22 protein-coding genes, 1 tRNA gene and 4 pseudogenes are annotated in these 23518 nt (G+C 39.0%); 16 read left to right on the top strand and 11 right to left on the bottom strand.

From position 1 onward, the window contains the following. Window positions 1–338 precede the first annotated feature (338 nt). Complete coding sequence (locus tag HGD76_RS09620) at window positions 339–2333, bottom strand: bifunctional serine/threonine-protein kinase/formylglycine-generating enzyme family protein (protein ID WP_168695643.1); 1995 nt, start codon at window positions 2331–2333, stop codon at window positions 339–341. An 831-nt stretch (window positions 2334–3164) separates the two neighbouring features. Between HGD76_RS09620 and ctpB the strand changes: the two genes are divergently transcribed. Next, window positions 3165–4499, top strand: coding sequence for a carboxyl-terminal processing protease CtpB (ctpB, locus tag HGD76_RS09625; RefSeq protein ID WP_168695644.1), 1335 nt, complete (start codon window positions 3165–3167; stop codon window positions 4497–4499). A gap of 3 nt (window positions 4500–4502) precedes the next feature. Here the strand turns inward: ctpB and HGD76_RS24860 are convergent. From HGD76_RS24860 to HGD76_RS26250, 4 genes and pseudogenes are all read right to left on the bottom strand, one after another. Continuing rightward, window positions 4503–4687: pseudogene (locus HGD76_RS24860) on the bottom strand (IS110 family transposase); the annotation flags it as partial. Window positions 4688–4844: 157 nt separating this feature from the next. Then, a pseudogene (locus tag HGD76_RS25310) lies at window positions 4845–5027 on the bottom strand (hypothetical protein); the annotation flags it as partial. Between the two features lie 71 nt (window positions 5028–5098). Continuing rightward, window positions 5099–5839, bottom strand: a pseudogene (locus tag HGD76_RS09635) (ISAs1 family transposase); the annotation flags it as partial. 135 nt (window positions 5840–5974) lie between these two features. Continuing rightward, window positions 5975–6127 carry an element excision factor XisI family protein gene (locus tag HGD76_RS26250; RefSeq protein WP_407644802.1) on the bottom strand — a complete coding sequence of 51 codons (153 nt, stop codon included), beginning with the start codon at window positions 6125–6127 and terminating at the stop codon, window positions 5975–5977. Between the two features lie 238 nt (window positions 6128–6365). On the opposite strand from HGD76_RS26250, the gene HGD76_RS09650 reads away from it, so the two are divergent. Next, complete coding sequence (locus tag HGD76_RS09650) at window positions 6366–6998, top strand: type I restriction enzyme HsdR N-terminal domain-containing protein (RefSeq protein ID WP_168695645.1); 633 nt, start codon at window positions 6366–6368, stop codon at window positions 6996–6998. Window positions 6999–7109: 111 nt separating this feature from the next. On the opposite strand, the gene HGD76_RS09655 is transcribed toward HGD76_RS09650, so the two are convergent. The 5 genes and pseudogenes from HGD76_RS09655 to HGD76_RS09675 form a co-directional block, all read right to left on the bottom strand. Next, a complete protein-coding gene (locus tag HGD76_RS09655) occupies window positions 7110–7718 on the bottom strand; it encodes a YfbK domain-containing protein (RefSeq protein WP_233467154.1) in 609 nt (202 codons plus the stop codon). A 322-nt stretch (window positions 7719–8040) separates the two neighbouring features. Further along, window positions 8041–8211, bottom strand: a pseudogene (locus HGD76_RS09660) (transposase family protein); the annotation flags it as partial. After that, window positions 8208–9408, bottom strand: a protein-coding gene (locus HGD76_RS09665) for an ISAzo13 family transposase (RefSeq protein ID WP_407644812.1) whose coding sequence is annotated in 2 segments (ribosomal slippage) — window positions 8208–8309 and window positions 8311–9408 — 1200 coding nt in all. Because the reading frame shifts where the segments join, the coding sequence is not laid out codon by codon here. The gene HGD76_RS09665 and the pseudogene HGD76_RS09660, both read right to left, overlap by 4 nt. 81 nt (window positions 9409–9489) lie before the next feature. Continuing rightward, window positions 9490–9906, bottom strand: a complete 417-nt coding sequence (locus tag HGD76_RS09670) for a hypothetical protein (RefSeq protein ID WP_210967761.1) — start codon at window positions 9904–9906, stop codon at window positions 9490–9492. 138 nt (window positions 9907–10044) lie between these two features. Then, window positions 10045–10116 (bottom strand) — tRNA-Thr (locus HGD76_RS09675). A gap of 229 nt (window positions 10117–10345) precedes the next feature. Between HGD76_RS09675 and argF the strand changes: the two genes are divergently transcribed. The 7 genes from argF (at window position 10346) to HGD76_RS09705 (ending at window position 15596) form a co-directional block, all read left to right on the top strand. After that, window positions 10346–11266 (top strand): ornithine carbamoyltransferase, encoded by a 921-nt coding sequence (gene argF, locus HGD76_RS09680; protein ID WP_015080838.1) that lies wholly within the window; start codon window positions 10346–10348, stop codon window positions 11264–11266. Window positions 11267–11449: 183 nt separating this feature from the next. Further along, the gene (gene lexA / locus HGD76_RS09685) at window positions 11450–12055 is read left to right on the top strand and encodes a transcriptional repressor LexA (protein ID WP_015080837.1); all 606 of its coding nucleotides are present in this window, start codon (window positions 11450–11452) and stop codon (window positions 12053–12055) included. A 3-nt stretch (window positions 12056–12058) separates the two neighbouring features. After that, complete coding sequence (locus HGD76_RS25835) at window positions 12059–12181, top strand: hypothetical protein (protein ID WP_267904353.1); 123 nt, start codon at window positions 12059–12061, stop codon at window positions 12179–12181. Between the two features lie 48 nt (window positions 12182–12229). Then, window positions 12230–13711 carry a DNA phosphorothioation system restriction enzyme gene (locus tag HGD76_RS09690; RefSeq protein WP_168695646.1) on the top strand — a complete coding sequence of 494 codons (1482 nt, stop codon included), beginning with the start codon at window positions 12230–12232 and terminating at the stop codon, window positions 13709–13711. A 109-nt stretch (window positions 13712–13820) separates the two neighbouring features. After that, a complete protein-coding gene (locus tag HGD76_RS09695) occupies window positions 13821–14303 on the top strand; it encodes a hypothetical protein (protein ID WP_168651516.1) in 483 nt (160 codons plus the stop codon). A gap of 8 nt (window positions 14304–14311) precedes the next feature. Next, on the top strand, window positions 14312–14692 hold the full coding sequence (locus tag HGD76_RS09700; protein ID WP_168695647.1) for a DUF423 domain-containing protein: 381 nt from the start codon (window positions 14312–14314) through the stop codon (window positions 14690–14692). Between the two features lie 163 nt (window positions 14693–14855). Next, window positions 14856–15596 carry a 2-phosphosulfolactate phosphatase family protein gene (locus HGD76_RS09705; RefSeq protein WP_168695648.1) on the top strand — a complete coding sequence of 247 codons (741 nt, stop codon included), beginning with the start codon at window positions 14856–14858 and terminating at the stop codon, window positions 15594–15596. Window positions 15597–15859: 263 nt separating this feature from the next. Here the strand turns inward: HGD76_RS09705 and HGD76_RS09710 are convergent, their stop codons facing one another. Next, the gene (locus tag HGD76_RS09710; RefSeq protein ID WP_148762035.1) at window positions 15860–17608 is read right to left on the bottom strand and encodes a M61 family metallopeptidase; all 1749 of its coding nucleotides are present in this window, start codon (window positions 17606–17608) and stop codon (window positions 15860–15862) included. Window positions 17609–17879: 271 nt separating this feature from the next. On the opposite strand from HGD76_RS09710, the gene HGD76_RS09715 reads away from it, so the two are divergent. The 7 genes from HGD76_RS09715 (at window position 17880) to HGD76_RS09745 (ending at window position 23430) form a co-directional block, all read left to right on the top strand. Continuing rightward, complete coding sequence (locus HGD76_RS09715; RefSeq protein WP_015080831.1) at window positions 17880–18317, top strand: DUF29 domain-containing protein; 438 nt, start codon at window positions 17880–17882, stop codon at window positions 18315–18317. Window positions 18318–18490: 173 nt separating this feature from the next. Next, window positions 18491–18703: a hypothetical protein gene (locus tag HGD76_RS09720; RefSeq protein ID WP_148762039.1), complete on the top strand. Its 213-nt coding sequence runs from the start codon at window positions 18491–18493 to the stop codon at window positions 18701–18703. Between the two features lie 225 nt (window positions 18704–18928). Continuing rightward, window positions 18929–20173 carry a GNAT family N-acetyltransferase gene (locus tag HGD76_RS09725; protein WP_148762041.1) on the top strand — a complete coding sequence of 415 codons (1245 nt, stop codon included), beginning with the start codon at window positions 18929–18931 and terminating at the stop codon, window positions 20171–20173. Next, entirely contained in the window at window positions 20151–20651 is a 501-nt protein-coding gene (gene ruvX / locus HGD76_RS09730; protein WP_148762043.1) for a Holliday junction resolvase RuvX, read from the top strand. The genes HGD76_RS09725 and ruvX overlap by 23 nt, the downstream gene beginning before the upstream one ends. 180 nt (window positions 20652–20831) lie before the next feature. After that, on the top strand, window positions 20832–21404 hold the full coding sequence (locus HGD76_RS09735; RefSeq protein ID WP_015080827.1) for a DUF3727 domain-containing protein: 573 nt from the start codon (window positions 20832–20834) through the stop codon (window positions 21402–21404). Window positions 21405–21597: 193 nt separating this feature from the next. Beyond that, window positions 21598–22122 (top strand): YqeG family HAD IIIA-type phosphatase, encoded by a 525-nt coding sequence (locus HGD76_RS09740; RefSeq protein WP_168695649.1) that lies wholly within the window; start codon window positions 21598–21600, stop codon window positions 22120–22122. Window positions 22123–22125: 3 nt separating this feature from the next. Beyond that, window positions 22126–23430 carry an addiction module component gene (locus HGD76_RS09745; protein ID WP_233467158.1) on the top strand — a complete coding sequence of 435 codons (1305 nt, stop codon included), beginning with the start codon at window positions 22126–22128 and terminating at the stop codon, window positions 23428–23430. Window positions 23431–23518 lie beyond the last annotated feature (88 nt).

Consider the following 23518-nt stretch of genomic DNA (forward strand, 5'->3'; position numbering starts at 1 on the left):
CGTGAAATCAGTGCCATCCGTCTAAATCCGTGATCCGGATGAGGTTGTTTGCTATGATAAGAGTTACTAAAATCCGTGAAATCAGTGCAATCCGTCTAAATCCGTGATTCTAACCTTATTTTATTCTTGTCAAAATGAGAATTGCTTCATCCTCAAATCCTGTACATCCTCAAATCCTGGACATCCTGATTCTGACAAAATGAAAAATGTGTGCTATACTGAATCCAGATACCAAAATCAGCTTTTTGGAGAAAAATATTTTCCGCCTCACGGCGGTGGGTTAAGAAGGGAAAAGAAAAAAAGAGAAGAGGGCAAAAGAGCAAGAGTGTAAAGGGCTACTAAGTCCTCGCCGCACCACTACATACAACCCGAAAACCAACATCGTTGAGGAAGTCGAGAAGGTGGTTGAGGCGATAAGCAGAACGGCAAAGTCCAGGATTGACGTACCACGAACCACCGCGCAGCCTCTTTATATTGCTTCGATTAATCAAAGCACTGCCATTTATAGGCGCGTTTATATAATTTTCTTGCCAATCATCTTCGCACCATTCCCACACATTACCGTGCATATCGTACAAACCAAAAACGTTAGGGGGAAAAGTTCCTACATCTGTAGTTTGTTGGCGATATTGACCTTTGGGTGCAGAAACATAAGTATAATTACCATCATAATTTACCAAATCAGGGGTAACACTTTCACCAAAATAAAATGGTGTGGTAGTTCCGGCACGACAAGCATACTCCCATTCTGCTTCACTGGGTAATCTGTATTTTTTTCCTGTTCTTTGACTTAACTTTTCACAAAATGCAACTGCATCATCCCAACTAACACGTTCAACAGGACGTTTATCGCCTTTAAATCTAGCAGGATTATTTCCCATAATAGCTTGATACTGCGCTTGTGTCAATTCATATTTCCCCATACAGAAACTCGGAACAGTTACTTGGTGTTGGGGACTTTCATCTGAATTTCGTTGTGCTTCATTTGCGGGTGAACCCATCATAAATGTTCCCCCTGGGATTTCCACCATTTCCAACAAAACACCGTTTCCTAAGTCTTCCGTGAAGTATTTTGCATTTGCGTTGCGGCGATTGGTGATGCTTCCAGTTGCGTCTGTGGTGACAACTTCAAAGTTAAAGGTTTGGAGTGGGGGAGTGGTAATTTTTGGTGTTGGTTCTGGTGTTGGAGTATTTGGGGAAGTTGTATTTTCTGGTGTTGGATTTGGAGTATTTAGAGAAGCTGTAATTTTTGGTGTTGAGGTTTGATTTTTATTTGTATGTCCTACAACTGCGATAACTGCACCTCCAACAACTAAACTCACTATTTCGATAAAATTTCGACGAGTTGTATTTTTCTGCTTCTGAGAAATTGGTTTTGGTTGATATTTAATAGGTTGAGGTTGTAGTTGAGGTTTTGGAGGTGGTGGTGGTTGTAAAGCTTTTTCTATTTTCGCTATCCTTTGTAAAATCTCTTGGGTATTTTGAGGACGATCCTTATATAAAGTTTGCATCATCTCATCTAGCAAATCTGCCAACATTTTTGATATTTGCGGTGCATAATTACGCCAATTTAATGTCGCATGATAAGAATCATACATTTCTTGATCAAGTGGTTCTTTACCCGTGAGTAAATAAACAAATGTCCGTCCTAAAGCAAAGAAATCAGATTGCATTACAGCGTTACCAGTCAATTGTTCCGAAGGTGTGTAACCGGGAGAATTAAATCCGGTAACTCCACCTTGCTGAATCATTACTGTGTTTGTAACTTCTCTAACTGTACCAAAATCAATTAATACTAATTGAGTATCTCCAGCCCTCAACATGACGTTAGATGGTTTGATATCTCGATGAAAAAAGTTTTTATGATGAACTTGTTCTAAAATAATCAGTAAATCTTTCAACCATTCTATTGCTGTGGTTTGGTCAATGGGACGCAAACTATTTTTTTTCATATACTCACGTAAGTTTTCTCCCTCAATCTTTTCCATTACGAAACAATGAATTGGGGTTTTGCTGTTGCGAGAATAATGTTCAAAATAAGCGCCTGGTTCTACTTTAGGAATACTCGGATAATTAAGTTGACTTAAAACCTCGGCTTCTTGTTTAAATGCTTCTATGGCTTTCTGACTATTATTAGTTAAAACTTTGAGAACTTTGGCTTTGTTGGTTCTGACTTCGTTAATTTCAAATGTATCACCAAAACCACCACCATCTAGCCTAACTACTACCCGATAGCGGTTTTGTAGCAACAACCCTGAACCACAGGTTTCACAAAAGAGGAGATTATCTGGATTTTGCGGCTTTGAGCAGCTAGGATTGATGCACAGGCTCATAATCTTGGTAAGTAGCACACTTATCCGATATTCTACCTTAATTTACACAAAAATAAGCAGCACATTGGTAGGGTGCGTCAGACTGGATAAATCCTGCAAATAAACAGATGGTTGATATCTGACGCACCACATATTTTAGAGCATCAGGGCGGTTAGAAACCGCGTCTACACAGACAAAACTCACCTGCGTGGCTGGATTGAGGGCGATCGCCTATGATAGAAAGTATATAAATCACAAGTTAGGTTAAAATCAACAAACTTTACCTGAAATATACTATGCTGAAATGTTCATGGACATCATCGTGAATTTGTACAGCGCGCAAGTCCTAACGCCATATTATTTTTGACTTTTGACTTTTGACTTCCGCCTTGGGGTACTAGCGTTATATTGGTAAACCCAGCCAAAAAATCAGGAGCAGATTTAACTCCCAAAATAATTTTTGTAACAATTGCTACAATTTTTTAAATTGCCCTGGAAATGAATTGAATTAAGTTGATAGTATATTTATCAAGCATGAATAATTAATAAAACTTTAACTATCTATATGATGCAAATCACAGCTACTCAGCCAAGAAAGTGCTATGGTAAAGGAAATAATTGGGCATTTACAAATGACAATTACCTAAGGGTGTAACACTTGGGTTACTATGTAAAAAAAACTGATCAACTCTAACCGTATTTGTTAACCGACAAATAAAATATCTAACTGATCATTAACAAAAAACCAAAGGTAGATGAATTATCAAGGTTATTAGGATAAAAAAACTAGCAAACATCAGAAAATTCTGATTGATAAACTGTCAAAAACACAACTATTTCAGCTAATATACATGAACCAATCTGTGAAACGTTACTCACCGCTCCAAGCTGCCCTGATTGGTGGAGCGATCGCCACAACTGCTACTATATCTGTATTTGGTCAAGCTTTGACACGCTCAGTTCATGCGGCTTTACAAGACAGTCCGAAAGCCTTAGTTGACCAAGTTTGGCAGTTGGTGAATCGTGAATATGTTGATGAAAAATTTAACCAACAAGATTGGCAAGCAATCAGACAAAGCCTATTAAGTAAAGACTATACTTCTAAAGACGAGGCTTATGTAGCAATCCGCGAAGCTTTACAGAAACTAGGTGATCCCTACACCCGGTTTATGAACCCCAAACAATATGAATCCTTGACTAGTCAAACATCTGGGGAAGTATCCGGGATTGGGATTCGGATGCAAGTTAACGAAAAAACCAAACGCCTCACGGTTATTGAAGCGATAGAAAATTCTCCAGCCCTCAAAGCCGGACTCAAATCAGGTGATGAGATTATCGCAATTGATGGTAAATCTACCCTGAAAATGAGCGTGGAAGATGCCTCAAAGTTGATTCGTGGGCAGATAGGTACTTCTGTTAGTTTGGATTTAGAAAGACCAAATAACAAATTTAAAGTTAAATTAACCAGGGTGACAATAGAAGTTCCCACAGTCCGATATACCCTCAAACAAGAAGCTGCTCGGAAAGTTGGGTATATTAGATTACAAGAGTTTAGCTCTCATGCCGCTGATCAAATGCGTGTAGCCATTCGCAAATTGAACGACCAAAAAGTTGATTCCTACGTTTTAGATTTGCGGGGTAATCCTGGTGGTTTGTTAAATGCGAGTATAGAAATTGCCAGGATGTGGTTAGATGACGGTCATATCGTCAAAACCGTAGACCGCAAAGGATCGAGTGCTCAAACACAAGCTAATCGGACAGCCATTACCAAACTACCTTTAGCAATTTTAGTTGATGGTAATTCCGCCAGTGCTAGTGAAATCCTCACCGGCGCACTCAAGGATAATAAACGGGCTGTAGTTGTTGGTAGTCAAACCTTTGGGAAGGCTTTGGTACAGTCAGTCCATGAACTAGGAGACGGTTCAGGTTTAGCAGTGACTATTGCCCATTACTATACACCCAATGGTACAGATATCAATCATAAAGGGATTGCCCCCGATATCAAGCTAGACTTGACCCAAACTCAAGAACGCCAATTAGCTTCTAATCCGAATTTAATTGGTACAAATAGCGATCCCCAATATACCCGTGCCATTGCTGTTCTTTCTAATGGCAAATTAGCACAATCAGTGACAAATCAAAATCCTCAGTCTATTAGTGTCAATGCTAAAGACTTGAAGTTTTAGCATTTTTTGTTGTCCACTATCATGATTAATTGGTGCAACACCAACTAAACGAGAGATTTGCTTGGCAGTTAATTGACCTCAATATCTGCCAAGGCTTTACCACGAGCGCGGTCACAGCGATTCTTTTCGGCTGTAGACATTTCTACTAATTGTCTTCGGCGACTAATTAATTCGCCTAATTGACGTGCCATTTCGCAATCACCTGAGTTCGATATAAATAATCATCCTGAAAACTAATTATATCAGGCTTTTCTCAATTAGCAATGATTGTTGACAATAAATAAACAAGAGAAAACAATCCAAAATTGAATATTTTGGACTCATAATTTAATTGCATGAAAATAATTAAATTAATAAACCTGGTAGAGAAGTTACTTCATGTTTATCTAATTTTAAAGAAGGTTTTTTATCTTGCCAAGTATAAGCAATTAAACCAGTGGTCGGTGAGCGAAGCCGAACCGCAATAATATTAACCATAAAATTAGAAATACTGCGATGACGAGAATGAACAACTTGGGAAATATTTTGATAGCCTGTAGCTTTATTGTAAGCTTCAGAAACGCAGGGTTAGCGCATCTCAAACGCTATTGACAGAAGAATTACAGTAGAGGAGAATAGTTTGCTATGGATGCTGCTAACACAGAAACCATGTATTGATCATTCATGGCAGCTCGTCGTGATTTTTGTCGAATACTGCGACGAAAAGTTGGTTCTCTGTCTAAGGCATTGAGGGCAATACGACGTAGTAAGGCAAAGTTTTGTGGACTGTGCATGGAACGAATTCGACATTCATCTTCATGGAAAGTGACATCCAATGTCCAATGAACAGAGTTTTCAATCCCCCAATGCTGTCGAATTGCACTACCAATTTTGTTAGCATCACTATCAAGACTAGTAATATAAAATTGAATTTCATGGGTAGTTTTATTCCAATGCTGAACCTTACGAACTACCATGACTACTGTTGTTAATCCTGCCCATTGGTTTTGTTCATAAAGTGCTGGTAATTGTGAAATTGGAACAGTATAAACTGTCCGATTTTCGATGCGGTGATGTCCTTTTTCCACCCGTTGACTAATACTAACATCAACACCCTTAAAGTTTAGAGATTGTGCTGTTTTAAACCAATTTTTCACTTGTTGATGTAGGGTGGGATGATTATCTTTTAGGCTTAAAATATAATCAGCATTTCCAGCTATGATTTGTTCGGCAATTGATTTTTGTGTACCCATTGCATCAATAGTGATAATACAGCCAGATAAGTCCAGAGTCTCTAATAGTGCTGGAATTGCGGTGATTTCATTTGATTTACAACTGACCTTTGTTTGCCCTAAAATTAACAGATGTTCTGGTTTTGCACTTCTTCTTAAATCCTGTTGACATTACTTAGATACAGCGGCTAGATGGGTTATATATTAACTTACCTTGAGTTGTGTCACTTGAACATCCTCCCACATATCAAATAAATCCCCTTGTCAATAGGGTTTGAGATGCGCTAACCCTGGGTAATGGTCTTGTTTCGGCTCAAAAACAGTGTAGCAATTTATCGACCCATTAGCGATGGGGATAGCAGCGTAATCTGTCAACAACGACTGAATTATATACCGATAAGACTCTATGGTATCCATTGTACAATTACCTCTTGAATCGGGTCATAAATAATTTGTTTAATTTGATATCATTAAACATGAAATTTGGGCAAATTCCCGCTTAAAAAAAGTTTCATAGGCAACCACAGGCACAGCATGAAATCTATCTTCCAGGAAGCTAGATGTTAATTCGTGAGAAATACGGGAGCAAAGGTTTCAGGCTTAATAGCTTTTTCTGTACACTTGAGCCTAAAATTTCGTCAGGAGAAATATCAAAATGGTTCAGTCTATTGCAGCCAAGGATGTGACGCTACGGGAATTAAAGCAAAATTTTGGCATTCAAATCGTTCAAGATGCTACTTTTTTTCCTGAGTGGTTGGATGGGCTTGAGGCTTTGAACAAAGAAGAGCAACATTTATTAGATCGGGTGAAGGCTAATTTTTTAGAATTGATGGATGATCCGCCAATGCTAGAAAATACGGTAAAGATGGTGGTACTTGCGCCCTTGTTAGATTTAGCTGGTTTTTATCATAAACCGTTTAGGATTGAAACAGAAACGGGTGTGGCTTTAGAAATGGAGGATGAAGGAACGATTATTCGGGGGCGGATTGATGTTTTGGTGTTAAAAAATCGGCTTTGGTTGTTGGTAATTGAATCAAAACGGAGTGATTTTGCGGTGACACGCGCAATTCCTCAAGCTTTGGCTTATATGTTGGGTAATGAGGAAACTGTGCTACCAACCTTTGGCATGATTACCAATGGTAATGAGTTTTTATTTTTAAAGGTATTGGAACATAAATATGCTAATTCACGGCTGTTTTCTTTGGTAAATCCTGATAATGAGCTTTATAGTGTATTACAGGTATTAAAACGTTTGGGAACCGAGGCAGTCGCGTTCAGCCAGACATAGGAATATTCTGGACGCTAAAATTAGAGAACAAGTTGCTGCAATTATTATGGAGTTTTTAGCATTATTAACTTAACTTATTGTCAATTTTGTTGAATGCTGGTCTAAGCGAAATCATCTCCATCTCTTCCTGGTCATTAACTCCCTAGATTGCTCTACCAAGCGAATAAACTCACCGCGATAACCCTCCGTATCTTCCCCCTGACCTTGAGTTGCTAATTTCATTACCAAATCATAGTTAGCATTCCCTTTGTACTCAGAATCACGGAGGATCATGCCAAAAGTAGCGATCGCCGCCGCAAATCTCAAATTAGTCGATGGTGTTTGATTAGCGTTGAATTCACTATCTTTGATAGTCTGAGTAATCAATTGACTGGTACTATCTTGGGGTGATTTATAACGGAGTTTCACCAACATCATCTCATTATCGGCGGTATCGGTCGCAGTTACACCAGAACGCTGATACCGCAAAGGATCTACCGCCAGTAGTTTCACATCACTCTTTGTGCCAGTAGGAATAATTTCATACAGTGCAGTCACAGAATGACCAGCCCCAATTTCTCCTGCATCTTTCTTATCATCATTGAAATCTTGGTTTTGCAACAGGCGGTTTTCATAGCCAATTAAGCGGTATGCTTGGACTTTAGCAGGATTAAATTCCACCTGAATTTTCACATCCTTGGCAATAGTAAATAGAGTTCCCCGAATGTCATTACAACCCACATTCCGCACCCCAAAATGTTACAGAGGGAAATTACGGAGATGAAAATCAAAGGAAGCATCAAAACAAACAGATAAAGTGAAAAAAGGCATTTGAGAAACAGTAAATCACCAAAAATGTCATCAAAATCTATTCTCAATAAGAAGCAATAAGAATGCACACTACCTGGAGAGGTCAACAGATAAGCAAAAGAATATATTCAAGAAACAATTATAAGTTAGACTAATCAATTAAAGTAAAAAACGAAATTATAGACATAGTAAAATGGAGCTATAAATCAAAGAGATTAGCTCATCTTTACAAGAGAAATTAAATTGATAGAGATTTTTTACTTAGTCCATATTCCTCAATATCTTCCCACCCTTCTGCGCCCGCTATGACTGCCAACAAGGAAATAGTGATAATATCGGTGAGTAAATGCCATCGAGTCCTTTTCACTCTAGGATCTTTTATTCCCGTAAGAGACCTCCACAAAAAAGATGATCCAATAACTATACTGGTTTAGTAAAAATTTCCACAAACCATTTTTTGAGATTAGGGAGGCGGTGAATCTGTGTTTCAAGTTCTGCCATCGCTAAAGTTGTGAGTTTAACTCAGTAAGGAGTAAAGCTTGTCTACCAAATTGACAACAGGATTTTTACCCTTAAATGTGAGAGTTTGAGCAAAATTCAGTACGGTTTCAACAGTATCAAGTAAACTACCATTCCAATGTTGTTCTAACCAACCAAAGCAGCGTTCTATTGGGTTGTACTTGCTGTGATCAGGCGGATAATAGGCGAGTTGTAAATTCAGTTGAGATGATCTGGAAAAATCGACAATCCGCTTCATAAACTGACTCCGACGAGAATGGTTTTCCGGTCCATTATCTTGATTAATTACCAGTTTTTGAATGTGAGTAAAACGGTGTTGGACAGTTTGCCACCAGCTTTCGAGTAAGTCAACAATACAATCAGCAGTTAATTTGGAAGTAACGAAAAATAAAAATAACTCATTGTACTCAGGGATAAAAATACTATAGGGAATTAGAGTTGTCTCAGTGGGGAAGTCGTGGTCTAATGAGACTGTTGGCATCCGAGTTGTACCACCACGGTCAAATTCTCCCACCTTGACTGCCACCTTTGCATCAATGGATATCCGCAGAGTATGAGGGTCATGATCAGCTTGAGTATTAATCTGCTTGACTTGTTCAAAAATGGCTTCTGTTTCGGGAATTTTCTTGATAGGTTTAGTTTTCAGGACTCTCATTAAGGTATAGCCTAAATCATTCAATTTTCGGCGAATTGTTTCAGATGTTGGTAGTTCTTCCTCCGTGTAACCATATTGTGCAATTAGTTGACGACGGACTTCACTTGCTGTCATGCGTGTATATAACTTTGTACTCTTAAAACTGGGGTCTGTTTGACTTTGTGGATCTACTAAGGATTTCATATCCAATAATAAGTTTGGTAATTTTGTTTCTACCCCCTTACGTCCACTCCGGTCAAAACCATCAATTATCGGCTGACCACTCTCCAATTCCTGCATCCCTTTCCTGATGGTACGTCTATTCCATCCTAACTCTCGTTCTACTAAAGTCTGTCCACCTATTCCCAATCCTTTAACTACTTCTGCCATGAATTGTCTTCGATCGCTTCCCTTGAGTTTTTTGGCTGTTTTTATGTACAGATATTTTAGGTTCTCCGTTAGTTCAATGATAGATTTTGGACGCATTAGGTTAACTGCACACTGAAATTATCTTCTCTCATTATAGGATCAATCATTCTGTGGAGTTCTCTAATCTGATTTCCAGGTGGTTTCGGTTGTAGGAGTTTTCCCCTTGCGGTTGTAGTAATCAGCCTCAAACTTCTCAATCCATAATTTAGCGTTGTCAGTGGTATTTTCAGTAATTGCTAATTCCTTGACAGGATATTCAGACCACTCAAATTTCCCCTGGGCCAATAAACCTCCAACTTTCTTGGCTTCTGATTCAGCAAATTGTAACCCAGCAGGATTGGCGTAAATCCCCAAAGATAAAAGCTGTTGGTAAGGTGGCTTGTCTATTCCTGGTTTTGGCGGAAATGTGGCACGAAGTGAGAGGCGATAGCGAAGCACTGCTGCAAGCAGTTCGCCCCGCTGATAAACCACTACACCGATATTGCCGGCTTTTAATCTTGCGTTAACCTCGTCTAATGTCCACTTCTTGCTGTTCATTGATCTAAAGTTGATCTATTATTCTGTCATTTTCCACTAAATTCTAAAGTGTTGCGGCACAATGGAGAAATATCAAAAGGTTAATATAACAGAGCATTGAAACGACAAAACCCCTGATTTCTCAAGGGTTTCGATAAGGGCCAGCAGTTGGATTTGAACCTACGACCTTCCGATTACAAGTCGGATGCACTACCACTGTGCTATGCTGGCGATTTTGGTAAGAAGGTTTTTGATTGCCTCACCGATTTCATATTATAACATGAGGACATGATTTGTCTAGGGGGTAAGCAAAATATTTTTCTGATTGCCAAAAATCGGCAAAACTAGCCGCTAGGTTGTAGATTGATGCAAAAATATTTGGTACAGTGCAATTGGAGTATTCCTGGTGACACGGTTATACAAAGGCGCAGAAACATTTGTTCTTTATAGATAATCAAGCATGGCAGCATTAATAGGCAGAGATTTATTAAGTCTAGCGGATCTGAGTTCTGGGGAACTGCAAGAACTTCTGGAATTGGCTACTCAACTAAAGTCGGAAAAACTCAAGTTGCATTGTAATAAAGTTTTGGGTTTGTTGTTCTCCAAAGCTTCAACACGCACTAGAGTGAGTTTTACAGTCGCAATGTATCAACTGGGGGGACAGGTAATTGATCTTCATCCTCATGTCACTCAGGTAAGTCGAGGAGAACCTATCCAGGATACTGCTAGGGTGTTAGATCGTTATTTGGATGTTTTAGCCATTCGCACCTTTGCTCAACAGGAGTTGGAAACTTTTGCGAAGTATGCGAAAATTCCTGTAATTAATGCCCTCACAGATTTAGAACACCCTTGTCAAATATTGGCTGATTTACTCACCATTCAAGAAAAATTTGGAACTTTGGCAGGTTTAACTTTAACCTATGTCGGTGATGGTAATAATGTCGCTAATTCCCTGATGTTGGGTTGTGCTTTGGTGGGAATGAATATCAGAATAGCTTTTCCGTCAGGATACTCCCCAGATGCGGAAATTGTGGAAAAATCTCGAGAAATAGCCAATAAAAAAACTGAAGTTCTTTTAACCCATGATCCCGAAGCAGCAGCTAAAGGTGCATCTGTACTTTACACTGATGTTTGGGCAAGTATGGGACAAGAAACACAGGCAAATAACCGGTTCCCTGTTTTTCAACCTTATCAAATTTCTGAACAATTATTAAGTCTTGCAGATCCAGAAGCAATTGTTTTACACTGCTTACCAGCCCACCGTGGTGAAGAAATTACTGAAGAAGTAATTGAAGGTTCACAATCACGGGTTTGGGACCAGGCAGAAAATCGTCTCCACGCTCAAAAAGCTTTACTTGCAAGTATTCTTGGGGCAAAATAACAATATTGGTAATTGGTAATTGGTAATGGGTAATTGGTAATGGGTAATTGGTTAAATTTTTATCTGTTCCCTGTTCCCTATTAGTTACCAATTACCATAAATATTTAATAAAAGCTTGTTAAGGGAAGATTTTTGTAGTACCAATGTTCTATGGGCATTTATTATTTACTTCCCGATAAAATTATGGAACGTCTCACAGATCCTCAAAAAGAACTATACGAATGGTTGGTTGAATATATCAGGTTGAATCAACATTCTCCCTCGATTCGCCAAATGATGGAAGGGATGAATTTGAAATCTCCAGCACCCATTCAAAGTCGGTTGGAACATTTACGCAATAAGGGTTACATTGGCTGGAATTTAGGTAGGGCGAGAACTTTGCGGATACTTCATCCTGTTAAACAAGGTGTACCAATTTTAGGAACTATTGCCGCAGGTGGTTTGATTGAACCATTCACAGATGCCGTCGAACATTTGGATTTGGCTAATTTATCATTACCACCTCAAAGCTATGCTTTAAGAGTCGCTGGGGATAGTATGATTGAAGATTTGATTGCAGATGGTGATGTGGTATTTTTGCGTCCTGTTGCTGAACCTAACCAGTTAAAAAATGGGACTATCGTGGCTGCGAGAGTGGAAGGACACGGTACAACTTTAAAACGTTTTTACCGCCATGATGATCTTGTTACTCTCAAACCTGCAAATCCTAATTACAATCCCATAGAAGTATCGGCTATGCAAGTAGAAGTGCAAGGTTCTTTGGTGGGTATTTGGCGTAATTATAACTAAAGGATGTCAGTTGTCAGTTGTCAGTTGTCGGTAGGGGCGAAGCATTTGGAAGATAAATTATCGATCATTGCCAAAAATAGTTCTCCAAATGCTTCGCCCGTACAGTTGTCAGTTGTCGGTTGTTAGTTGCAAATAAAAAACAAGTAACTACTGATTCTTACCAATTACCAATTTATGTACCTAACGCGAAATGCAGTACCGAAATTGCCTACTTTTAAACTCAAGTTACCTTATGCGGGGGAGAAAAAGGGCAATTATCAAGTTAAGCAACCATTACCGGGATTTCCGAAAATGCCTTTATCTCTGCAATTGCGGGGATATCAACGTCAAGCTGTGACTAGCTGGTTTGCTAATCATGGTCGGGGGACATTAAAAATGGCTACTGGTAGTGGTAAAACTATTACTGCATTAGCGATCGCTTGCGAATTGTACCAGCAAATTGGTTTACAAGTCTTGTTGGTGGTGTGTCCCTATCGTCATCTTGTTACCCAGTGGGGCAGAGAATGTGAGAAATTTAACTTACAGCCGATTTTAGCCTTTGATAATTTACGCAGTTGGCAAAGTCAACTTTCTACACAAATCTATAATCTGTGTTCTGGTTCTCAAGATTTCGTGACGATAATTACCACTAACTCGACTTTAATTGGTGATGGTTTTCAGACGCAACTTAAATATTTTCCGCCGAAAACGTTGATTATTGGTGATGAAGCTCATAATTTAGGCGCACCGAAACTAGAGGAAAGTTTACCCCGAAATGTGGGTTTACGTCTAGCTTTATCAGCCACACCAGAAAGATATTTTGACGATGATGGTACAGAATCTTTATTAGATTATTTTGGTCATATTCTCCAACCTGAATTTAGTTTACAGGATGCGATTTCTCAAGGTGCATTAGTTCATTATATCTATAATCCGGTATTGGTAGAATTGACAGAAACTGAGAGTATCGCTTATTTAAAATTAACCAAAAAAATTGGGCGTTCTCTCCTTTATCGAGATCGAGATATGGGAGAAATGGGAGATTTTGAAGACAACGAAGATATCAAATCATTATTAATGCAAAGGGCGCGGTTAGTTGGCACTGCGGAAAATAAATTAACAGCCTTACAAGAGTTAATGGCAACTCGTCGAGAAACTACCCATACATTGTTTTATTGCAGTGATGGTTCTCAAGAAATTGGACAACGTTATTCTCTGCGTCAACTCAAAGCTGTTGCTCAAATTTTGGGAGGAGAATTAGGTTATAAAGTCAGTACCTACACAGCAAATACTTCTTTGGAAGAAAGAGAAATTTTACGTCGTCAATTTGAAAGTGGAGAATTACAGGGTTTAGTCGCAATTCGGTGTTTAGATGAAGGTGTGGATATTCCCGCTATTCAAACCGCAGTAATTTTATCAAGTTCGGGAAATCCCCGGCAATTTATCCAACGTCGGGGACGGGTTTTGCGTCCTCACCCTGGGAAGGAACGGGCAACAATTTTTGATATGATTGTTTTACCGCCAGATTTAGATAGAGAAACTATTGAAGTAGAACGGAATTTATTAAAGAAGGAATTACGGCGGTTTGTGGAATTTGCTGATTTAGCTGATAATGCTGGGGAAGCAAGAATGAAGTTATTAGCATTGCAAAAAAGATATGGGTTATTGGATATTTAACAAAGTTAAAAAATTCCCAAAAAAAACCTCAACAATTCGTAATATTTAGTGGAAGCTTGAGGTAAGTGAGGTTAAAATTACAAGCAATGTCTAAATCTGAAGTAGAACTATGAAGACGGCTGAAAAACTGGCTGCTGGTTGGTTACTCACACTCGGATTCATGTTTTTGGCGATATCAGTATCAGAAATAATAGATAAATCAGCGCAATCAGGAGTAACGGTATATCCAGTGGAGGGGGAACAGGTATTTTCACCTCCCAATGCGGCTCAAGAGAGCAAAGATACTATTGTGGGAGGGATAATTTTTGGTGTTCCTAGTGCGATATTGGGGAGTTGGTTAGCATTAGGATTGTATAAACAAAGTCAACAAGAGAAAAAAGCCTTAAAGCAGCAAAACAGTGAACAATTACAAGCGCAGTTTTATCAAATGTTACTAGAAAATCAAGGACGAGTAACTTTGTTAAGTTTTGCTATGCAGTCTCAATTACCAGCAGCGGAAGCTAAACAATATTTAGATAAGAAAGCTAAAGAATTCAATGCGAATTTTCAAGTCACCGAAGAAGGGGCTGTATCATATCATTTTGATGTTTAATAGGTCAGATGACACAATTTTTCTTAACTATAGCCGCCATTTTTGGCGGTTTGTCTGTTGCTGGTGGTGCTTTTGGCGCTCATGCTTTGCGGGAAAAAATTAGCGAGCGCTCTTTAGAAATATTTGACACTGGCGCTCGTTATCAAATGTACCACACTCTGGCACTTTTGTTGGTTGCCATGCTCATGAGTCGTTTAGAAAATCCCCCAAGGACGCTTTTAGTCAGTGGTTGGTTATTTATTATTGGTGTGGTGATTTTTTCCGGTAGCTTATATGCTATCAGTTTAACAGGTATCAAGTCTTTAGGGGCAGTTGCACCATTGGGAGGATTGGCATTAATGCTGGGTTGGGCTGCTTTAGCTGTAGCTGGTGCAACCATCAAGTTTTAATCAGTAGCAAATGGGAAATGGAGTCTAAATTATCACTCAAAATCTTCGTTTTCCCTTGCCTGTTACCTTTTCTCTCTTATCTATTGAAAAATAGTATCATCAGTTGGTGACATCAAGTAGGTAGAATATTACCGCAGTCTTATGAAATAGGTGTAGCCAGCACGTGAAGATATTTATATATCACACTCCCGAATTGACCCCAAATGATACAGTTCCAGAATGTGCGATCGCTGTTGATGTTCTGCGAGCAACTAGTACAATGGCCACAGTATTAGCCGCTGGAGGTGAAGCTGTACAGGTCTTCAGCGATTTAGATCAACTGATGACAGTGAGTGAACAATGGCCTTCAGACAAGCGACTTAGGGCTGGAGAAAGGGGTGGCGCTAAAGTAACTGGTTTTGAGTTGGGTAACTCACCCTTAGATTGCACAGCCGAATTAGTTGCTGGAAAAAGGTTATTTATTAGTACCACCAATGGGACAAGGGCTTTACAGCGGATACAAAACGCCCCCATTGTTCTCGCAGCAGCTTTGATTAATCGGGCAGCAGTAGTTAAATTTCTTTTAGAAAAGCAACCGGAAACAGTCTGGATTGTTGGTTCTGGCTGGGAAGGAAGTTATTCTTTAGAGGATACAGTATGTGCGGGGGCGATCGCTCATAGCATTTGGCAACAAACTAATTGTCCCCTAGAAGACATCAGTGGTAATGATGAAGTGGTTAGTGCGATCGCTCTTTATTCCCAATGGCAAAATGACCTATTAGGATTATTACACAAAGCTAGTCATGGTCAACGATTATTACGCTTAGAATGTTTAGAAGACCTGAAATATTGTTCCCAAACTGATACTTTAGATATTTTAGCGATTCAAACAGAACTAGGAGTATTAAAAAGTCAAAATAACTAATAGGAGTCAGGAGTCAGGAGTCAGGAGTCAGGAGTCAGGAGTCAGGAGTCAGGAGTCAGGAGAAAGAAGAAAGAAGAAAGAAGAAAGAAGAAAGAAAGAAAGAAAGAAAGAAGAAAGAAAGAAAATTTCTTCACCTCTCTCTTCTCTGTTAGATCAAACATAATAATCTGGAATATTTCATCCTGTTAATCCTTAAATCCTGGACATCCTGATTCAGACAATTAATCCTGAAATCCTGGACATCCTGATTCAGACAATTAATATTACTGAATACTCGACAAAGGTACACCTAACCACCCGGCAAAATTCTCCATTTCTGTGAAAGAAGGATTTTCGACAACTTTAAGTTGATACTTACTAGGAATTGATGCAGCTAGAGTCACGGAATAAGTCCGCAATTCATCTTGATGAAAAACAGTAACTTGAATAGAATCATTTTCCTGATAATCCTTCAAGCGTTCATTTAATTGATTTCCCACCCTAATCCCATCAATCGCTAACAATTCATCCCCAGCATCAATTCCCGCAAATTGTGCCGGTGAACCCGCTTCCACAAACTTAATTATCTCCCGTCCATTTTCAGTATTTATCCTCACACCCAAATAAGGTTCTTCATTCTTTTCCTCGACTAATTGCAAACCAAAAGGTTGTAAATATTGATTAAAAGGTAAATCTTCCAAACCATGAAGATAGCGTTTAAAGAAATCTCTTAAATCCATACCCGCTACAGACTCAATCACACCCTCTAATTGTTCGGGAGTATAACCAACTTCGTCCTTTCCAAACTTCTCCCACATTTGCCGCATTACATCATCTAAAGAAAGCTGATTCCCGTGATGAACGCGAATTAATAAATCTAATAAAAGTGACACCATTTCCCCTTTGATATAATAGGAGATTTGAGAATTACCACTATTAGCATCTGGACGATAAAGTTTAATCCAAGCATCAAAACTTGACTCCGACAAAGGTTGAACTTTTCGTCCTGGAGTCATCAAATATCTGGTAATTTCCTTACTCAAATAGTTTAAATATGCCTTGGTTTTATAAATACCTGCCCGTAAAGGAATGATTAAATCATAATAACTGGTTGTTCCCTCGCAAAACCACAAAGATGGTGTATAATTTTCCTGATCATAATCAAACACTTCTAACCCCAAAGGACGAATTCTTTTAACATTCCATAAATGAAAGAATTCATGGGCCACCAATTGCAAAAATGGCTCATATTTATCCACAGTCCGAAATCCAAACTTTTGATAAATTAAAGAACAAGAATTTTTATGTTCTAAACCACCAAAACCCTGCTGAAGAAAATGCAGAAAAAATACATATCTGTCATAAGGTAAACCACCAAACATTTGTGATTCTACCTCAATAATTTTTTGGCAATCAGCAATCATTTGTTCTGGTTGAAAATTTCCTTTTCCCCAAACTGCTAATTCATGGGGTTTACCCAAGACTTCAAAATTATATAATTGATGACAACCAACTTCAAAAGGACTATCAACTAAAGTATCAAAATCTGCCGCTAAAAAAGTATTTACTGTTTCTGCGAATGTTGGTAAACTAGTAGTTACTTGCCATTGATCCTTAGCAGGAATTACCCTTATCTGCATGGGGAAATTTTCCCAACCAGGGATTCTAAAAAACAAAGCTGCCCCATTAAAGTAACCGTGAGTAGCATCTAAATGATTTGTTCTTACTGTTAATTCATTAGCAAATACACGGTAATGAATAGTTACTTCTGAAGTATTGCCTTTTTCTACTTGCCAATGATTTTTACTAACTTTATGCCAAGATAAGGGTTGATTATTCGCAAAAGCCGCAAAATCCTGTAAATGTCTGCCATATTCCCGCACCAAATATGAACCAGGAGTCCACACTGGCATTTTTAAATCGAGAACTGCTGACGGATAGTTAACAATGTGTAAAGTCACCTCAAATAAATGGGTTTCTGGTTGAGACATTCCCACCAAGTAATGAATTTGTGGAGAGAGTTCTAAAATCATTTTGTGTGTTGAGTTTTGATTTACTTATCCATAATCAACAGTCTATCGTTAATCGTCAAGTATAGGCATATAAAATTAATAATATGATGTGTTTATGGTGATTTCATGTAAACCAAGATTATTGACTGATTTGTAAACCTACAATACTCTTAGAGTGGAGGTCTTTGCTGATTGTATCTAATCACAAAAGGATATTTTTTGTATAAGTTGTTAAAACAGTACCATCTTTTATGCAAGATTTGGGAAAAAACAAGCCAAGGAGTTATTAATTATGACAGTACCTTATGACGAACTGGTTTTTCAATCACCATATTTAGCTGTAGTAAAAGCAAAACAACTGCTAGAGGAGGGGAAAATGAAAGAAGTTGATGATATTTTAGAGAGTTTAGCCGAGTCTATGGGGCGATCAGAAAAAAGAGCAGTAATTAATCGCCTAACTCGATTGATACTGCATATAATTAAGTGGAAATGTCAACCGGAAAAACGTAGTGCTAGTTGGGTAATTTCTATTCGTTCAGCTAGGGCAGAAATTACTGCCAGTCAAGAAGAAATGCCAAGTCTCAATCGAGATTTTTTGGAATCAATTTGGAACAAGTGTTTTCTGGCTGCAAAACAGGATGCTAGAGATGAAATGGGTAAGAAACCAGATATTATTGCTTTAAGTTGGGATGAGGTTTTTAACGAAACTTATACACTTTGGGAGGATTAGAAAATTTCTATTTGGGAAAAAATCAGGTTATTTATCTTGATTTTTGGCTGTTCCCTCCTTCCCAATCATTACACTTCATTGCGAAATTAGGCAGTTAAGTAAAAAAAATGATAACTTCTGATCTAGTCTAGTAAAGCAATTACACCAAATTTATCAAGGAGAACCCAGTGGCAATGGAATCAAATGTACTAACGGGCGCAACTGTAGACAACCAAGATATAAGTGAATACGTTGCTCATCTACAAATGCACATGGCACTACAAGCTCGAAATCTGGTTCCCAACTTGGTTCCCAACTGCAAACAAGTAATTTCAGATAGTCGTCAGCAATTACTTCATCAAACCCAAGCCGACTTTGAAAAATTCGCTTCTCGCCAAGGTCTATAGATTTAAAAGTATTTTGAGTAGAATTATCCTAGAATAGAAGCAGGTATTGTGGTTTTCACCTCAAAGGTATACTCACGGTTTCTGCTTTTTATATTTTTTTTACGTGGTCACTTAAAAAAATCACTCTTTGGGAGCAAGACCTAAGAGAAAAAAGGCCGTTAAAATGATTGCAGCATCACATCACCAATCCTATTTTTTAAAGGTTAAATGGCGGCTTGAATCAACATGACTTCACTACTCCCTCGAAACCTCAGCGTTGTTATCCGACCAGTCCAACATAGGGATTTGGACGGAATTGATTGCTTAACTCAAGAATCATTGTCCCATCTTTCTCCCCAAGAAGCTGGTGCGGCCATGCGGCAAATGCAATGGCTACGACGCTGGTATGGGTTACTCAAATTCTTAAGTTGGTTTCCCAACCCATTACAGTATCGCTTCTGGGGCTATGTTGCCGAACAGGGACGGATACTACTGGGAATGATTCAAGTATCACCATTTAACCGAACCCGCAGCACTTGGCGAATTAATCGGGTGATGTTAGCAGGCACTGGCGACAGAATGGGAGTAGGTTCACAACTACTGCGCCATTGCTTTGAATCAATTTTAGAAGCGCGAACATGGATACTAGAAGTTAATATCAATGACGTTGATGCCTTAGCACTGTATCGCCACAATGGATTTCAACGGTTAGCAGAAATGACATACTGGGAAATTAGTCCCCAGTTATTAGCGGAATTAATTCAAACTGAACCAGATTTACCCAACCTCTTACCGGTGAGTAATGCTGATGCTCCGTTGCTATATCAACTGGATACAGCATCAATGCCACCTTTGGTAAGGCAAGTATTTGATCGACACACCCACGACTTTAAAACGACTTTGTTTGGGGCTATTATTGATGCTCTCAAGCAGTGGATGACAAAAACTGAAGTTGTGAGTGGTTATGTCTTTGAACCCCAGCGGAAAGCAGCCATTGGTTATTTTCAGGTGCAACTTGATCGCACAGGTGAAAATCCTCATGTAGCAACTCTTACAGTTCATCCGGCTTATACTTGGTTGTATCCTGAATTATTGTCTCAATTAGCCCGCATTGCTCAAGATTTTCCTCAACAAGGATTACAATTAGCTTCTTCAGACTATCAACCAGAAAGAGAAGAATATTTAGAGCGGATTGGGGCTAAACGCAAAGAACATACCCTGATCATGTCTCGCTCAGTTTGGCATAAACTGCGAGAATCGAAATTTGTCTCCTTAGAGGGGATTCAGTGGCAGGAAATGTTACAAGGACTACAACCAACCCGGAAACCTATCCCTGGGGGGATGTCATGGATGCCGCAAACTCAGCAGGTGCATCCAGAAAGGGCTATACCAATGCAGTCAGAAATTGTGGCTTCTACTCATCAAAATCCTAACATGGATATACCCTGTCCATCAGATTCAGCCGCAGATGAATCCCAGGAGCAACAATAGCGTGATCTCTCAACAGCAATCAAAATCATTTATTTCCGCTTTGGGTGTGGATGTTGGTAGTAAACGCATCGGTTTAGCTGGATGTGATGGGACTGGGTTAATTGCCACGGGTATAACGACAATTGAGCGCAAGTCTTTTATCGAAGATGTAGAGAAAATTCAGCAAATAGTCAATGAGCGACAGGTACAAATTCTCGTTGTTGGTTTACCTTATTCAATGGATGGTACTATCGGGTTTCAAGCCCGTCATGTCCAGAAATTTGCGGCTAGATTGGCGGATGCGCTGAAACTTCCTTTAGAATATATGGATGAACGATTAACTTCTTATCAAGCGGAACAACTGATAATAGCTGAGAATCGCTCCCCATCAAGGAATAAGGGTTTAATTGATCGCAAGGCTGCTGCATTGATTTTACAACAATGGCTAGATGCTAGACGGAGTTCGGTACAGAGATCGGTAGCATTTACCGATGAGTGATCCCTTTTAAATGGTATTCTAAAAACTATTACAGATCATTTATTTGATCTTAATGATTTCAGTGTCTTTAGACCTGAGAGCGTCAGTTGGATCTCTCAATTTATGGTTGACATCGGCTGTCATTTAGCGGTTCAATGATTTCCATATATAAGAGTATTGTTACAGTTACATAATTCAGCTATGTATTCATCTCCACTTCCTGAAGACAATGATCACGATTCCGAAAGTTCTCTGATTTTAACAGATGAGCTAAAACGGACACTAGAATGTTACATTGAGCATACGCTCGATGTAGAGGGGGAAAAATATGTTCTCCTTCTGCCTATAGATGCACCAATAGAAATTTTTGCTTGGCAAGTTGATGGCGACGAAGAAGAAGCCGTCTTGGTGGAAGATGATGAGATCATTGACGAAATTTTCGGCACTGCTCAAGCGGTTCTTTCTGAGCAAAACTTGATTCTCAAGAATACTGCTTATGCCTTAACTGTAGCAGGTGAGTTGCCTCCTGAAGATGAATCAAAATTCTTTACTTTAGAACTTGAAGATGAAGAAAACGGTTTAGAACCAGAGCAATTAATGGAAATTGCCACTTTTTATCATGATGAACAGGAGTATGCAATTTATACTCCCCTTGATCCCCTGCTCTTTTTTGCGAGAATGACTAAAACGGGTGAACCAGAATTACTTTCCCCCGAAGAGTTTCGTAAATTTCAACCCCTCTTAGAAGAACATCTGTTTAATGAGCTTGATTAATTGGTAATTGGTAATTGGTAATTGGTGATTGGTAATTTAATTAATTACTGTTGCCTTTTACCTTTTGCCTTATAAATCTAAATTTAATTAGGGTTTGCTTAATAAATCTAAACTTCAAATTTTTCTTTCTTCCTCCTGACTCCTGAATGGGCGCAGTCCCTGCGCCCCTACCTCCTAGCCTTCACAAAAAATTATGACTCGCAACCATCTATTAGAGCCTAACTTGATTTTATCAGGTTCAGTATTAACGCTGACACCAGGTGTCATCCAACAATATGGGCTGAAAGGGCTAGTATTAGATGTGGATGAAACTTTAGTACCCATGACGACGAGTTCTACTTTCCCAGCATTGCAAGCATGGGTGGCAGAAATTCGGATTTGTACAGCACTATGGTTAGTTAGTAATAATTTAAGTGAAGCGCGAATTGGTGGTATTGCCCGTTCTCTAAATTTACCTTATTACTTGGGTGCGGCCAAACCCTCCCGGCGGAAAATTCGGGCGGCGTTGCAAGAAATGAATTTACCTGCACATCAAGTAGGTATGGTAGGCGATCGCTTGTTTACTGATGTTTTAGCCGGTAATCGCTTGGGAATGTTTACAATTTTAGTCGAACCAATCATCCATCCCGATTTTACAGCCCTCCGTTCCCATCCTATCCGCAATATTGAAGTTTGGATATCTGAGATATTAGGCGCATCTATTACAATTAAAAATTAAAAATTGTCAGCGAAAATTAAAAAATCTCGGCACGTCTGGGGTGTTTCTAAATTCGAGATTGATAAACAATTACGTAAATCTAAGGATAAGTATCAATTACCTGCTAAGTTATGGGATTCAACCCTCTACGATGTAATTGATGATATCCACTTGGTTCAGGCTGCTTGTGTCGAAAAGGTGATGAAATCTTTGGGTCAATCGTTCCAATCATTCCCATCTAAAAAAGGGGTTTTACAACTTACATTAGAAAGTCGTGAATGGTTGGAACACCCCAAACTTTGCACATTGATGAGAAAGTTTTGGTATCGAGGTCACACAAAAGTTTGTAACCAAATTATTCTTAGGGCTTTTGATACTAAATTAGATAGCAAAGGCGTGGTGTGGTTGCGTTTTGGAGGGTTAACTCCATGTAAAACCCTCAAGCTACCAACGACTTTACCGACGGAAGTAAAATGTCAGTTAAGGCTAATCAAGCGTAATTGCAGATGGGAAATACATTACACGACTGACATTGAAAAAGCTGAAAAAAAGACTCAAGGTAAAATAATTGGATGTGACAGAGGCTACACAGAAGTGTATGCCACATCTTCTAACGATGGTGCTAGATTTTTAGGCAATAATTTCGGTAAAATCCAAACAGAAGAGACTGATTATAGAACAGCGAAACAAGTTAAACGCAACAAAATTAGGTCAGTTTTTAATAAATCTATCGCCGGGGGAAACAGTGCTAAAGCTGATAGGATTAAACGGAATAACCTTGGTAAAATCAAGTGGAATAATCGGGAAACATCCTTTAAAGGTAGGATTAAAACAATCGTTTTTACAGCCACCCATGACTTGATGTTAAATGCAATCAAGGTAGCTTTTGAAGATTTGACGGAAGCAATAAAAAGCAAAAAACCCCTGAAAAAACGCATGAAGAGAAATGTTTCTTCATGGTGCAAGGGGATAATTGCGGATGCTCTCAAACAAGTTTCAACCCGTGTAGGTTGCACGGTTGTTAGTGTGAATTGTGCATATACGTCACAACTTGACTCCAGATTTGCTACCTTAACGGGTAGTAGAAATGGTGACAAGTTTACCGGACATGATGGGGTCGTGATGCACTCAGATACTAACGCTGCTGACAACATTCTAGCAAGAATGAGTGATGTTGAAATCACTCGATACATGAAACATTCCGATGTAAAAGTAATCTTGCTAGAACGGACGCAGAAGTTTCGGGACTCCATAGTAATGGAACCTGAGGCGATAACGGGCAAGGATAAGCCCCAGACTCTAGAACCTAAAAGCTCTCCTTACGAGTAAGGTCAATCAGAGAGCGAATTATCAGCAATTAACGCTGTTTGACCAAGGTTAAACTACGTTATTTGTGTATCTCGAGGATCTCAATTAC

The sequence above is a fragment of the Dolichospermum flos-aquae CCAP 1403/13F genome (genome assembly GCF_012516395.1).
GTDB classification, from domain to species: domain Bacteria; phylum Cyanobacteriota; class Cyanobacteriia; order Cyanobacteriales; family Nostocaceae; genus Dolichospermum; species Dolichospermum lemmermannii.

Bases quoted from the DNA above. Each gene is read 5' to 3' on its own strand.
- HGD76_RS09620 (WP_168695643.1), bottom strand. From the start codon at position 2,333: ATGAGCCTGTGCATCAATCCTAGCTGCTCAAAGCCGCAAAATCCAGAT.
- ctpB (WP_168695644.1), top strand. From the start codon at position 3,165: ATGAACCAATCTGTGAAACGTTACTCACCGCTCCAAGCTGCCCTGATT.
- HGD76_RS26250 (WP_407644802.1), bottom strand. From the start codon at position 6,127: ATGGATACCATAGAGTCTTATCGGTATATAATTCAGTCGTTGTTGACA.
- HGD76_RS09650 (WP_168695645.1), top strand. From the start codon at position 6,366: ATGGTTCAGTCTATTGCAGCCAAGGATGTGACGCTACGGGAATTAAAG.
- HGD76_RS09670 (WP_210967761.1), bottom strand. From the start codon at position 9,906: ATGAACAGCAAGAAGTGGACATTAGACGAGGTTAACGCAAGATTAAAA.
- argF (WP_015080838.1), top strand. From the start codon at position 10,346: ATGGCAGCATTAATAGGCAGAGATTTATTAAGTCTAGCGGATCTGAGT.
- lexA (WP_015080837.1), top strand. From the start codon at position 11,450: ATGGAACGTCTCACAGATCCTCAAAAAGAACTATACGAATGGTTGGTT.
- HGD76_RS25835 (WP_267904353.1), top strand. From the start codon at position 12,059: ATGTCAGTTGTCAGTTGTCAGTTGTCGGTAGGGGCGAAGCATTTGGAA.
- HGD76_RS09690 (WP_168695646.1), top strand. From the start codon at position 12,230: ATGTACCTAACGCGAAATGCAGTACCGAAATTGCCTACTTTTAAACTC.
- HGD76_RS09695 (WP_168651516.1), top strand. From the start codon at position 13,821: ATGAAGACGGCTGAAAAACTGGCTGCTGGTTGGTTACTCACACTCGGA.
- HGD76_RS09700 (WP_168695647.1), top strand. From the start codon at position 14,312: ATGACACAATTTTTCTTAACTATAGCCGCCATTTTTGGCGGTTTGTCT.
- HGD76_RS09710 (WP_148762035.1), bottom strand. From the start codon at position 17,608: ATGATTTTAGAACTCTCTCCACAAATTCATTACTTGGTGGGAATGTCT.
- HGD76_RS09715 (WP_015080831.1), top strand. From the start codon at position 17,880: ATGACAGTACCTTATGACGAACTGGTTTTTCAATCACCATATTTAGCT.
- HGD76_RS09720 (WP_148762039.1), top strand. From the start codon at position 18,491: ATGGAATCAAATGTACTAACGGGCGCAACTGTAGACAACCAAGATATA.
- HGD76_RS09725 (WP_148762041.1), top strand. From the start codon at position 18,929: ATGACTTCACTACTCCCTCGAAACCTCAGCGTTGTTATCCGACCAGTC.
- ruvX (WP_148762043.1), top strand. From the start codon at position 20,151: ATGAATCCCAGGAGCAACAATAGCGTGATCTCTCAACAGCAATCAAAA.
- HGD76_RS09735 (WP_015080827.1), top strand. From the start codon at position 20,832: ATGTATTCATCTCCACTTCCTGAAGACAATGATCACGATTCCGAAAGT.
- HGD76_RS09740 (WP_168695649.1), top strand. From the start codon at position 21,598: ATGACTCGCAACCATCTATTAGAGCCTAACTTGATTTTATCAGGTTCA.